The sequence below is a fragment of the Azoarcus sp. PA01 genome, assembly GCA_001274695.2.
GTDB lineage: Bacteria > Pseudomonadota > Gammaproteobacteria > Burkholderiales > Rhodocyclaceae > Aromatoleum.
Window position 1 is genome coordinate 2,057,893 of sequence record LARU01000002.1, and the last position, 11,918, is coordinate 2,069,810.

Consider the following 11,918-nt stretch of genomic DNA (forward strand, 5'->3'; position numbering starts at 1 on the left):
GCGAGAATGCCGCAGTCCCGTTCTCGCGCGCCCCACCATGCCCACTTTCCCCGCCCGCATCGACTCCCGCCTGCCGGAGGTCGGCACGACGATCTTCACGGTGATGTCCCGTCTCGCGCAGGAATGCGGTGCGATCAACCTGTCGCAGGGCTTCCCCGACTTCAACGCCGAAGACGTGCTGTTCGAGCGCGTCGCGCACTGGATGCGCGCCGGATTCAACCAGTACGCGCCGCTGGCGGGCGTGGCGCCGCTGCGCGAAGCGATCGCGCACAAGGTCGCGGCGCTGTATGGCACCGCGTACGACGCGGAAACCGAGATCACGGTCACGGCCGGCGCGACGCAGGCGCTCTTCACCGCGGTCGCCGCGTTCGTGCATCCGGGCGACGAAGTCATCGTGTTCGAGCCGGTGTACGACTCGTACGCGCCGGCGATCGAACTGCAGGGCGGGCGCGTCGTGCGGCTGCAGCTCGCCGCCCCCGACTACCGGCCCGACTGGGACGCGGTCGCCGCCGCGATCACGCCGCACACGCGCATGATCATGATCAACAGCCCGCACAACCCGACCGCGACGGTGTGGTCGGCCGACGACCTGGCGCGGCTCGCGTCGGCTACTCGCGGCACCGGCATCGTCGTCGTCTCCGACGAAGTCTATGAGCACATCGTCTTCGACGGCAGGCGACACGAGAGCTGCGCGCGCGACGCCGAACTCGCCGCGCGCAGCGTCATCGTGTCGAGCTTCGGCAAGACGTATCACATCACCGGCTGGAAAGTCGGCTACGTCGTCGCGCCGCGCGAGCTGATGGCCGAGTTCCGCAAGGTGCACCAGTTCAACGTGTTCACCGTCAACACGCCGGTGCAGCTCGCGCTCGCCGACTACATGGCGGACGCGTCGCGACATGAAGGGCTCGCGGCGTTCTACCAGGCCAAGCGCGATTTCTTCCGCGCCGCGCTCGGCGGCTCGCGCTTCGAACTGCTGCCATCGGCAGGCACGTATTTCCAGCTCGCCCGTTATCGCGCGATCTGCGACGAGCCCGACACCGCTTTCGTCGAACGCCTGACGCGCGATACCGGCGTCGCCGCGATTCCGGTTTCCGCGTTCTTCGCCGACGGTCGCGACGAGCGCGTGATCCGCTTCTGCTTCGCCAAGAACGAGGCGACGCTCGCCGCGGCCTGCGAGCGGCTGTGCCGGGTGTAGCGCGGGCTGCGTGCTAAACTCGCGGCGCTTCGTTTCTGATAGATCCGCTCGTGCGAAACCTGCTCATCTTCATTCTCGTCCTCGTCGTCATCTGGTGGGTGCGCCGCGCGTTGAGCAAGCCCCGCGACGGCGATCCGCGCGCGGGCGGGAGCCGGCGGGGCGGGCCGAAGAACCCGCCGGAGCCGATGCTCGCGTGCGACCAGTGCGGCGTGCATGTGCCGGAGAGCGAAGGCGTGCACGACGACGACGGGTTTTTCTGCTGCGAGGAACACCGGCGCCTCGGCGTGCGGCACTGAGGGCGCGTGCGCCCGATGGCTGCGGCGGCATTCCCCGATCCGGACCTGGACCCGTCGCGCTGGGTTCCGCTGCGCTACCTGAACTTTTTCCGGCTCGTCATCGCCGGGCTGTTCCTCGTCGCCGGCAGCGAGCTGCAGCTCGGCCATGAAGCGCCGAACGTCCTCGTCGCGGTCGCGTTCGCCTATATCGCCGCAGTCCTGACGCTGGGGTTCCCGGACGCCGCGCGGCGCGTCGGCCTCGATCGGCTGATCATGCTGCAGGTCGTCATCGACATCGCCGTGCTCGCGACGATCATGTGGGCGAGCGGCGGCTACCGCAGCGGCATCCCGGTGCTGATGATGGTGATTCTTGCCGGCGCGGGGTTGGTCGCGCAGGGGCGGGCGGTGCTGTTCTTCGCGTCGCTCGCGACCGTCGTCGTGCTCGCCGAGAACAGCTGGCGGTTCTTCAGCGGGCGCTCCCCGGCGGACTTCCTGCAGGTCGGCTTCGTCTGCATCGGTTTTTTCGGCATCGCGATCGTCGCGCGCCTGCTCGCGCTGCGCGCGAAAGCCAACGAGTCGCTCGCGACGCTGCGCGGCGTAGCGCTGGCGAAGCAGCAGGCCGTCAATGAACGCATCATCCGCGACATGCAGGACGGCGTACTGGTGCTCGGCGCCGACGGCCGCGTGCGCCAGGCCAACCCGAGCGCCGCGCTGCTGCTCGGCGTCGAGTCGCTCGAAGGCAGGCTGCTCGCCGAGCTCGACGAGAGTTTTTCCGCCGATTTCCGCGTCCGCTGCGCGAGCGCAGACGGCGCGCTGCAGCGGATGCGCGCGTCCGGCAAGTTGCTGCGCTGCCGCGCGGTCGGCGCCGGCGAGAATGGCGGAGGCAATGGCGACACGCTCGTCTACCTGACCGATTTCGAAGAGATCCTGCAGCGCATGCAGCAGATGAAGCTTGCCGCGCTGGGGCGCCTGACAGCGAGCATGGCGCATGAAATCCGCAACCCGCTGTCCGCGGTGATGCAGGCGGCGGAACTCCTGACCGAGGAAAAGCGCGCCGACGTCCAGGTCCGGCTGGTGCGCATCATCAACGACAACGCGCGGCGCATCGAGCGCATGGTGCGCGACGTGCTGGCGCTCGGCCGGCGCGAAGAAGCGCTGCCCGAGGCGCTCATCCTCGCGCCTTTCGTCGACACGGTGATCGAGGAATCGACGCTCGGCGGCGGCGCGGAGCGCGACGTGTTCCGCGTCGACATATCGGCGCGGACGACGCTCGGCATCGACCGCGCGCATCTGCACCAGATCCTCGACAACCTCATCGCGAACGCGCGGCGCTATTGCTCGGGCCAGCCTGGCGCGGTGCGTGTGTTCGCCGTCGACGCGGGCGGGCGCGCCGAGCTCCACGTGCTCGACGACGGGCCGGGCATCGACGCGAGCGAGCGGCTGCGCGTCTTCGAACCTTTTTTCACGACCCATCCGAAAGGCACCGGCCTCGGGCTGTATATCGCGCGCGAACTCGCCGAAGCCAACGGCGCGACGCTCGAGCTGATGGACAACGCGCCCGGCGCCCACTTCGTGCTCACTGGACGTACCCAGCCATGAACCACCCCGAACGACGCCAACGCCCCCGCATCGACGTCCTCGTCGTCGACGACGAGGAAGACATCCGCGAAGTGCTCGAACTGTCGCTGATGCGCATGGGGCTCGGGTGCGACACCGCCGGCACGATCGCCGATGCGCGCCGCTTGCTCGGCGACCGGGCTTATCGCCTGTGCCTCACCGACATGCGCCTGCCCGACGGCGACGGAATCGAACTCGTCGCCCACATCCAGGCCCAGCAGCCGGGCCTGCCGGTCGCGGTCGTCACCGCTTACGGCAGCATCGAAACCGCGATCCGCGCGCTCAAGACCGGCGCTTTCGATTTCGTCACGAAGCCTGTCGAACTGAAGGCGCTGCGCGAACTCGTCAGTCACGCCCTCCGGCTTGCGCTGCCGCCCAGCGGCGCGCCCGCCGTCGCGAACAGCCGCAGCCTGATCGGGTGCTCCGCGGCGCTCGCGCATTTGCGCGTGCAGGTCGAAAAGCTCGCGCGCAACCAGGCGCCGGTGTTCATCCACGGCGAATCCGGCACCGGCAAGGAAGTCACCGCGCGCCTGATCCACGAGCTCGGCCCGCGTGTCGCCGGACCGTTCGTGCCGGTCAACTGCGGCGCGATCTCGCCGGAGCTGATGGAAAGCGAGTTCTTCGGCCACCGCAAAGGCAGCTTCACCGGCGCGGTGTCGGACAAGGACGGGCTGTTCCAGGCGGCGCGCGGCGGCACACTGTTTCTCGACGAAGTCGCCGACCTGCCGCTGGCGATGCAGGTGAAGCTGCTGCGCGCGATCCAGGAACGCGCGGTGCGCCCGGTCGGCGCGCACACCGAAGAGTCGGTCGACGTGCGCATCCTGTCGGCGTCGCACCGCGACCTCGCGCAGCTCGTCGCCGAGGGCAAGTTCCGCCAGGACCTGTACTTCCGCATCAACGTCATCACGCTGCGCGTGCCGCCCCTGCGCGAACGTCCCGAGGACATCCCGGAGCTTGCCGCGCACATCCTCGCCCGGCTCGCCGAGCGCGAAGGCGGCCCTCCCCGTCGCCTGAGCGCCGGCGCCGCTGCCGAACTCCGGCAGCACCCGTTCCCCGGCAACGTGCGGGAGCTCGAAAATCTTCTCGAACGCGCGTGCGCGCTGTGCGACGGCGACGAGATCGGCATCGGCGACGTCAAGCTGTACCCGACCGAAGGCATCGGTCAGCCGCTGCGCTTCGATTTCGGCGACCACCCGGACGACGAGTGCGCCAGCGACGACGACGAGCAGCTGCGCGTGCTGCGCATGCTCGACGACACGCGCTGGAACCGCTCCGAAGCGGCGCGCCGGCTCGGCATGACGCTGCGCCAACTGCGTTACCGGCTGCAGAAATGGGGGATGGAGTAACTGAAAACGGCAGCACGGAACGGATTCGTCCGCGCCGGATCACACCCCACGTCCGGGCAACGACGACAGGGGGATTCCATGAACGCATCGAAAAGCTGGGGACTTGCCGCGGTGGTCACGCTGGCCGCCGTGGCCGCGTATTTCGCGCTGCGGGGAGCAGGCCCGCAGTCCGATCCGCTGGTCGGCGTCGAAGCGCCGTCCACGCCTGCGCCGATCACCGCCGAACCGTCGGTCCGCCACCCGATCGAGGCCGTCATCGACCCGGCTGCCGAAGTGCCCGACTCCGGGCCGCTGCCGGCGCTGGACGAAAGCGACGCCGCCGTCAGCGCCTCGCTCGACGCGCTGCTCGCCGCAGGTGCCCGGCCGGACCTGCTGCTGCTCCAGGACGTCATCCGCCGCGTCGTCGTCACCGTCGACAACCTGCCTCGCGAGCGCTTCGCGCGACGCCTGTCGCCGGTCAAATCGGTCGAAGGCAGGCTGCTCGTGAGCGGCGACGGCGACGAGCTGGTGATCAGCGACGACAACCGGGCGCGCTACGCACCGTATGTCACGCTCGTCGAAGCCGTCGACATCCGCTATCTCACGGCGCTCTACGCGCGCTTCTATCCGCTTTTCCAGCAGGCGTACCAGGAACTCGGCTATCCGCAGGGGTATTTCAACGACCGCCTCGTCGCGGTCCTCGACCACCTGCTCGCGACGCCCGAACCGGCAGGACCGCTGCGCGTCGTCCAGCCGAAAGTCCTCTACCAGTTCGCCGACCCCGAGCTCGAACGGCTGTCGGCCGGGCAGAAGATCCTCGTGCGCATGGGGCCGGACAATGCCGCACGGGTCAAGGCGCGGTTGCGGGAATTGCGGCGGCGGGTGGCGGGGGGAGTGAGCGCGCCGTGAAAACGGGCTGACTCGAATGTGCTCGTTTGTTACCAGAGGGTCGCAGTGCCGAATGATGCGAAAGCCCGATCGCAGCTTATCAGCGGTACGGACTCGACCTCGCTCTGTGCCGCGAGCATCCGGTCGAAGGGGTCGCGATGTTCGGCCGGGTAGCTGCCCGCCTTGACAGCGTGAAAATGACACACCGGTAGATGCTGGAATCCGTCGGCCGCAACCAGTTCGTCGAAGCGGCGGACCGCGTCGCTCGCTTCGTTCAACTTGCCAAGGCGATGTTTCGTGGCGATTTCCCAGGCGCTCGCTGCGCTGACGAGGATCGCATTCGCGTCGTCCGCGATCGCGTCGCGTGCGAGCGGCGACAGTCGCGGGTCGTCGGTGAACCACCAAAGCAGAGCGTGGGTATCGAGCAGGTATCTCATCGCCCCTCCCATGCGTCGAGTTCGCTGTCGGGCAGCGGCTCGAAGAATTCGTCTCCGATGCGCCCCGCGAGGCGTCCCGGCCGGCGGGCAGAAGTCGCCGGAGCCAGGGGCATCAGTCGCGCATACGGCTTTCCCGCCTTGGCCAGAATGATTTCCTGCCCCGCATGGGCCTGTTCGAGCAATCGGGAAAAGTGCGTCTTGGCTTCATGGACGTTGACGACAACCGGCATCGGGCACTCCGTTTAATGGTTGAGCTACTGGACTAAGTCTAGACCCGAAAACGGAGTCAGACCACTTTTTCTCAACGGCCGTCTCGTCGCGATCTTGGACCACCTGTTCGCGACGCCTCGAACCCGTAGGGCCGCTGCGCGTCGCCCAGCCGAAAGTGCTTTACCACTTCGCCGATTCCGAGCCCGAACGGCTGTCGGTCGGGCAGAAGATCCTGCTCCGGATGGGGCCGGACAACGCCGCGCGGGTCAAGGCGCGGCTGCGGGAATTGCGGCGGATCGCGGGAGAAGTGGGCGCGCCGTGAAAATCTTCTCGCCTGGGCGGCCTATTCGACGATTTGCAAAAGGAAAAAGACCGCCGGAGCGGTCTTTTTCGATGAAGCTGAGGTTAGGAGAAAACGTGGCCTGTCCCTGGTCTGTTCCCGTTTTTCTTCTTCATTATCCCTTGCATGAGCCAGGAGCATACTTCTTAGCATCACCATTAGCCGTACAGCGCCACTCGGTGATTTGGCTACCTTGGTCGCCGGCGGCGGCGCTGACACTGATCGCCTCTGCGTCCTCACCAGTACCAACGTAAGGCGTCAGTACGAGTGTATCTGTGTTAGCTAAGGCAACTCCTAAATTCGATGCGTGCGGAGTCACCGTAATCACGCCGTTGGCGGTCGTGGCAATGCTCGCCACCATTTTGGTTGGATTAGTCGCCTCGCAGCCCCAGCCATTCTCGGTGCCAAGTGCAGTAGAAGGCATGGTCTGAATTGCTTCACTAATAGTTGTTCTGCACTGGGATGCAGCTAAAACAACTTCCGAAAACCGCGCTTTAACCGTGTAATCCTGATACGCCGGCAGCGCCACGGCCGCCAAAATCCCGATGATCGCCACAACGATCATCAGTTCGATCAGCGTAAAACCCTGTTGAACCTTTTTCATGATGTTCCCCTTTGAACAGCGGAAAACCCGCTTGGCAGGGATAACGCAACGGCCATGCCAGAACCCCGGAGGGCCGGAATAACAGGGGCATACCCCCGAAAATCCGCTCTGGAGCGTCAAGGTGTGACGGGAGGGGATGACCGGTTGTCAAAAAAGGACAAAACGACAATCGCGACGAAACCCGGCAGGACGACCCACAATCCGGAGGCGATCCGTGTCCGTCCGGCCCCTGCTCCTTGCCCCGCGCGACGGAACCGGCACCTATAATTCCCACCATGCGACTCACCGACACTCAAGCGACGACGATTCGGCAATTGACTGCGGAACTGGCAGGCCCGGGTGCCAGCGTCCGCCTTTTCGGCTCGCGGCTTGACGACGCGGCGCGCTGCTCCCATAAACCAAGCGATACGAGTTGATCATGCATCCTGTTATCGAAACCCACCGTGAGGAACTTCGCGCGCTCGCACGACGCTACGGCGTACGCTCGATCAAGGTTTTCGGCTCGATGGTCCGTGATGAGGCGGATGCGGAAAGCGATGTTGATCTGCTGGTAGAGACGACGCCGGATACCTCGGGATTCACGCTCGGAGCGCTCCTCATGGATGCGCAGGACCTTCTCGGGAGGCGGGTCGATATCGTGACTCCGGCGTCACTTCATCCGGCAATACGCGCTCGCGTATTGCGCGAGGCACGGGCGATCTGAGGCGGCATCTTGAAGCCCGGCCCCGATACCGATCGAGTTTATCTGACGCATATGCTCGAATGCATCACTCGGATCGACGAGTATGTCGGGGGCGACGAGGGCAGGTTCCGGTCTTCCCGCCTCATCCAGGATGCCGTCCTCCGTAACCTTCAGACGCTTGCGGAATCGAGTCAGCGACTCAGCGCGGCCATAAAGGCCGCTGAACCCCAAGTGCCGTGGCGTGCAATCTCGGGGTTCCGGAACATCCTCGTGCATGACTACCTTGGCGTCGATGTCGATAGCGTCTGGCAGGTCGTGAAGCGGGAATTGCCGCCATTGAAGGCTGCGCTTGCCCGGATGCGCGGCGAGGAATAGCGGACGACAGTCACTCCGACTTTGGCAACGAGGCAGCCAGCGCGTCGCGGGCACGCAACCGGGCGACGTGCCGGCCGTGCAGCACATAAAACAACGGCATGCCCAGGACGGCGAGCGCTGCCATGCTGCCGTACAGGCTGCGGTAGCCTATTTCCGAGATCGCCAGGCCAAGGAGGTACGGGCCGAAGCCCAGGCTCGCGTCCATCGAAATATAGAAAGTCGATGTCGCGAGTCCCATGCGCTGAGGCGCCACCACTTTGACGGCGACGGCATAGAGCGCCGACTGCAGATTGCCGAACCCGATGCCGATCAATACCGCCGCCACCAGCAAGCCCATGCCGCTCTCGACATTGGCGAGCACGACCAGGCCGACAGCGAGGAACACGCAGGACGGGAAGACCACCATGTTGGAACCTTTCCGGTCCAGCAGCCGACCCGTCAGTGGGCGCGACAAAAGCACCACTGCCGAATACACGATGAAAAAGAAGCTCGCGGCGGTGACAAGATCGAGTTCGACGGCGTAACCGTTGATGAAGGCGAGCACGCTCGCATAGCACAGGCCGTACAGGAAAGTGACCACGGAGATCGGAATCGCGCGGGCCTCGACCAGATTGGCCGCCGAGAATTGGAACCCCCGGAGGCCTGCATGCGATGCCCCTTCCGGCACCTCGGCCGACATCGCGGCAAGGAGCCCGACGATCGCGACGGCGACGCAAGCCGCGAATATCCAGTTGAAGTTGGTGTGTTGCAGCAGCCACAGTCCGAGGAACGGTCCGATTGCCGCAGCGAGCGTCGTGCTGAGACTGTAGTAGCTGATGCCCTCCGCCCTGCGGTCGCGGGGGATGATGTGGGCCACGGCAGTGCCGGCGGCCGTGCTGCCGACGCCGAGCGCCAGGCCGTGGACGAAACGCACCGCAACCAGCGTGGGGATCGAATTGCTCAGGAAATACAGGCCGCTGGCGACCGTGAAGGCAGTCATGCCGATGACCATCGTTTTCTTCCGCCCCAAGGCGTCGACGAACTGACCGATGATCAGCCGCCCCAGCAAAGTGCCGATGACGAAAATGCCGGCGACCAGTCCTGCCTGGCTCAGCGACGAACCGTATTCCTCCATCGCATGCGCGCCGATCACGACGATCAGCATGTAAAACACCAGGGCCAGGAAGAAATTGACGCCCGCAACGATGACGAAGTCGCGGGTCCAGAGAGTTGTCGATTGCATGAGGACCTGGGGAGCGCTATTTGATGTTGCCGAGCAACTGCCCGAAGACCGTCACGGTCTGTTCGAGCTGCTCGGGTGCGATACCGGCGGTGGCGCGTCGCTCCAGCGCCGTGATCTGCTCGCGGCACTCCGCGTAGACGCGATGCCCCTCCGCAGTCAGGGCAATCGATTTCTCGCGCCGGTCGTTGCCGGGCGCACTCTTCAAGTACCCCAACTCCTCGAGGCGCTGCACGCGACGGGTGATGCCGGGTTTTTCGATACCGTAGTAAGCGGAAATTTCCACCAGCGAAGCCTGCTCGTGCTCGTGCAGATAGAACATCACCTGCCACAGCGAATGGGACAACTCGTACGGATGGAGCAGCTGGTTCAGCGCCTGGATCACGGGCCGGTACAGCGACAGGTAGTATCTGAAAAAGCCGTGCATCGCGCAGATGGTTGCCTTGAGTAATAGTAAACTAAGGCAACTGTATTGGCTGGCAATTCTGCTGTCAATCGCCTGGCGCGTCGAACCTCGCTCGTTTGCCGATCCATCAACTCGCCTCGAAAACGGGGGAGAGCTTATGACGATCGACCCGGGAGGTTTGCTTCGATTGCGGTTCCCGGCCGCGTGGTGCTCCCGCGAATGTGCCGTCTACGCCGCACTGCGCACGGCAAGTCGCTACCGATTCGTGATGCAGCAGCGCGTTCGGCAGTACCGAGGTTTGTTATACCGCGGTTGGGGCGGAAATAGCTGGAGGCCTGGACGCGCTGACGATCCGGCCCCCGACTTTGATTGCCGAGTCGCGCGTCCTTTGTTTGCCGGTGCCTCAGCCTCGCCGCTTGCGCCCCTGGAGACCCAAGGCGAGCAGCGACAGCGCAGCCAGTGCCAGGCTTGACGGTTCGGGCACCGCAAGGAAGCCGCGGATTTCGCCAGCGGGAAACGCGCTGCTGTGGATATTGAAGTAGGCGCGGTCCGCATCGATGCCCGCGATCAGCGCGTCATCGGCGTTGGTCGGGTCCCCGCCCGCGAAGCTCGTGATAAAGGCGGCGGTGAAGTTCGCATCGTCGTCGAGATCGATCAGCGGCGACGTATAGCTTCCCGCCGACACGCCCTCCGGGAACCCGGGCAGCGTGACCGGGGTCACCGCGACCCCGGCCGTGCCGGTGCCGGGCACCTCCGTGCAGCAGTGGATGTGGGCGACCGTCGTGAGGCCGGACAGGCCGGTCCAGTCGGCGTGGATCAGCAGGGTGTTGCCGGCCGTGTCGAAGTCGACGGTGACGAACCCCGAGCCGGTTGCGCCGACGGCCTCGGGCTCCAGGGCGGCGGAATATCGTACGATATCGGCCTGTGCCGATGGCGCGGCAAGCAACGCCAGTGTCGCGGCGCTGGCTGCAAGCAGGTGTTTCATCGTCGGTCTCCTCAATGCTGAACGGCGTTCGATAGGGGCGGCAGAGTGCCGAATCAGCGAAGCACGTTTCATGCTGTCGACGATTTACTCCGATGAATCAACAACTTGTCGTGAAGACGGTCGAATCCTTTGAGCGGATGTAAACGTTCCCGACAGGCGGCAGAGCTCGGGACCTGTCTCAACGCTCGGCCGAGCACCCTTCACGGCACGGGGCGTCGGCGAGAACCCGGCGACTGACCGAAACGTTCGAGGATGTGGAATGTGGATGAGGTGCTGACTTACGAGGCGAGCGACTCGATGCCGGTTTTCGCCGACGGCTGGCTCCCCGGTGCCGAGCGCTGCGCGTCGCCGAACGTGGACGCGCGGCCCGCAGGCTGTGACGTGCGGCTCGTCGTCGTGCATGCGATCAGCCTGCCGCCGGACGAGTTCGGCGGGCCGGGCGTTTCACAGCTGTTCACGAATGCGCTCGACCCGGCTGCGCATCCGTATTACGCGACGATCCGCGACCTGCGCGTGTCGGCGCATTTTTTCATCGCGCGCGACGGGCGGCTGATGCAGTTCGTGTCGGCGGACAGGCGCGCGTGGCATGCCGGGGCGTCGAGCTGGCGCGGGCGCGAGCGGTGCAACGATTTTTCGGTCGGCATCGAGCTCGAAGGCTGCGACACGCTGCCGTTCGAGGCGCCGCAATACGAGCGGCTCGCGGCGCTGGTGCGCACGCTCTGTGCGCATTATCCGATCGAGGACGTCGTCGGGCATTCGGACATCGCGCCGGGGCGCAAGACCGATCCGGGGCCGTTTTTCGATTGGCAGCGATTGGGCGCACTGCTCGCCGGGGCGGTTGCCGTCCGCGGGACGCAACCGCCGCGGACGGCGACAGGCGCAGCGGCTGGCTGAGCGCTCAGCGGATCGGGATGACGATCGGCGGGATGCTGACGCCGATGACGACTGCGGGGTCGCGCGAATACACCGGGGCCGGCGGCACGTAGTACGACGGGCGCTCGCGCTCGTAGTAGCGGTATTCGCGCACGACCGGGCGGCGCTCGATGATGCGTTCGCGGATCACGACGCGCTCGTGGTCGTGCTTCCAGTGCTTCTTGTAGTGACCGTGGCGGTGGCCGCGATCGTGGTCGCGCCATTCGCGGTCATGGCCACGCCATTCGCGGTGGTCGCCGCGGTCGGCGTGGGCCGGTAATGCGGTAAGCATGGCGCCGCCGGCGACGAGTGCGGCGAGCAGTTTGAGCGTGTGCGATTTCATGGCTGTCTCCTTGTTGGGCCGGATACGAGCAGCCGGCGCGTGTCGCACCGGGATCCTCTTGCCGATTAAACGCGAGCCGGAGACGAAAGGTTGGCATGGAGTTGT

At 65.7% G+C, this 11,918-nt stretch carries 14 protein-coding genes and 3 pseudogenes; 9 read left to right on the plus strand and 8 right to left on the minus strand.

Features of this window, described 5'->3' with window-relative positions; genetic code table 11:
• The first annotated feature begins 37 nt into the window (after positions 1–37).
• The 5 genes from PA01_10520 (at position 38) to PA01_10540 (ending at position 5,321) form a co-directional block, all read left to right on the plus strand.
• Entirely contained in the window at positions 38–1,195 is a 1,158-nt protein-coding gene (locus PA01_10520) for a pyridoxal phosphate-dependent aminotransferase (protein ID KON81967.1), read from the plus strand.
• Positions 1,196–1,245: 50 nt separating this feature from the next.
• The gene (locus PA01_10525) at positions 1,246–1,491 is read left to right on the plus strand and encodes a PP0621 family protein (GenBank protein ID KON81968.1); all 246 of its coding nucleotides are present in this window, start codon (positions 1,246–1,248) and stop codon (positions 1,489–1,491) included.
• Positions 1,492–1,506: 15 nt separating this feature from the next.
• Entirely contained in the window at positions 1,507–3,069 is a 1,563-nt protein-coding gene (locus PA01_10530) for a PAS domain-containing sensor histidine kinase (protein ID KON81969.1), read from the plus strand.
• A complete protein-coding gene (locus PA01_10535; protein ID KON81970.1) occupies positions 3,066–4,433 on the plus strand; it encodes a sigma-54 dependent transcriptional regulator in 1,368 nt (455 codons plus the stop codon). The genes PA01_10530 and PA01_10535 overlap by 4 nt, the downstream gene beginning before the upstream one ends.
• A gap of 78 nt (positions 4,434–4,511) precedes the next feature.
• Positions 4,512–5,321 (plus strand): DUF3014 domain-containing protein, encoded by an 810-nt coding sequence (locus PA01_10540; GenBank protein KON81971.1) that lies wholly within the window; start codon positions 4,512–4,514, stop codon positions 5,319–5,321.
• A gap of 29 nt (positions 5,322–5,350) precedes the next feature.
• Here the strand turns inward: PA01_10540 and PA01_10545 are convergent, their stop codons facing one another.
• Positions 5,351–5,737: a type II toxin-antitoxin system VapC family toxin gene (locus PA01_10545; GenBank protein ID KON81972.1), complete on the minus strand. Its 387-nt coding sequence runs from the start codon at positions 5,735–5,737 to the stop codon at positions 5,351–5,353.
• Complete coding sequence (locus PA01_10550) at positions 5,734–5,967, minus strand: type II toxin-antitoxin system prevent-host-death family antitoxin (GenBank protein KON81973.1); 234 nt, start codon at positions 5,965–5,967, stop codon at positions 5,734–5,736. The genes PA01_10545 and PA01_10550 overlap by 4 nt, the downstream gene beginning before the upstream one ends.
• Positions 5,968–6,098: 131 nt before the next feature.
• Here PA01_10550 and PA01_18815 point away from each other — a divergent pair.
• Positions 6,099–6,269: pseudogene (locus PA01_18815) on the plus strand (DUF3014 domain-containing protein).
• Between the two features lie 133 nt (positions 6,270–6,402).
• Here PA01_18815 and PA01_10555 read toward each other — a convergent pair.
• A pseudogene (locus tag PA01_10555) lies at positions 6,403–6,774 on the minus strand (pilin).
• Positions 6,754–6,891: pseudogene (locus PA01_18820) on the minus strand (prepilin-type N-terminal cleavage/methylation domain-containing protein). The pseudogenes PA01_10555 and PA01_18820 overlap by 21 nt, the downstream one beginning before the upstream one ends.
• 418 nt (positions 6,892–7,309) lie before the next feature.
• Between PA01_18820 and PA01_10560 the strand changes: the two are divergent.
• Both PA01_10560 and PA01_10565 read left to right on the plus strand, forming a co-directional pair.
• Complete coding sequence (locus PA01_10560) at positions 7,310–7,594, plus strand: nucleotidyltransferase family protein (GenBank protein KON81975.1); 285 nt, start codon at positions 7,310–7,312, stop codon at positions 7,592–7,594.
• Positions 7,595–7,603: 9 nt separating this feature from the next.
• Positions 7,604–7,948: a DUF86 domain-containing protein gene (locus tag PA01_10565; GenBank protein ID KON81976.2), complete on the plus strand. Its 345-nt coding sequence runs from the start codon at positions 7,604–7,606 to the stop codon at positions 7,946–7,948.
• A gap of 10 nt (positions 7,949–7,958) precedes the next feature.
• Here the strand turns inward: PA01_10565 and PA01_10570 are convergent, their stop codons facing one another.
• The 3 genes from PA01_10570 to PA01_10580 form a co-directional block, all read right to left on the minus strand.
• Positions 7,959–9,170, minus strand: coding sequence for an MFS transporter (locus PA01_10570; GenBank protein ID KON81977.1), 1,212 nt, complete (start codon positions 9,168–9,170; stop codon positions 7,959–7,961).
• 16 nt (positions 9,171–9,186) lie between these two features.
• Positions 9,187–9,594, minus strand: coding sequence for a MarR family transcriptional regulator (locus PA01_10575; GenBank protein KON81978.1), 408 nt, complete (start codon positions 9,592–9,594; stop codon positions 9,187–9,189).
• A gap of 382 nt (positions 9,595–9,976) precedes the next feature.
• Positions 9,977–10,558 carry a CHRD domain-containing protein gene (locus PA01_10580; protein KON81979.1) on the minus strand — a complete coding sequence of 194 codons (582 nt, stop codon included), beginning with the start codon at positions 10,556–10,558 and terminating at the stop codon, positions 9,977–9,979.
• A gap of 297 nt (positions 10,559–10,855) precedes the next feature.
• On the opposite strand from PA01_10580, the gene ampD reads away from it, so the two are divergent.
• The gene (gene ampD, locus PA01_10585) at positions 10,856–11,452 is read left to right on the plus strand and encodes a 1,6-anhydro-N-acetylmuramyl-L-alanine amidase AmpD (GenBank protein KON82445.1); all 597 of its coding nucleotides are present in this window, start codon (positions 10,856–10,858) and stop codon (positions 11,450–11,452) included.
• Between the two features lie 4 nt (positions 11,453–11,456).
• Here the strand turns inward: ampD and PA01_10590 are convergent, their stop codons facing one another.
• Positions 11,457–11,813: a hypothetical protein gene (locus tag PA01_10590; protein ID KON81980.1), complete on the minus strand. Its 357-nt coding sequence runs from the start codon at positions 11,811–11,813 to the stop codon at positions 11,457–11,459.
• Between the last annotated feature and the right edge of the window lie 105 nt (positions 11,814–11,918).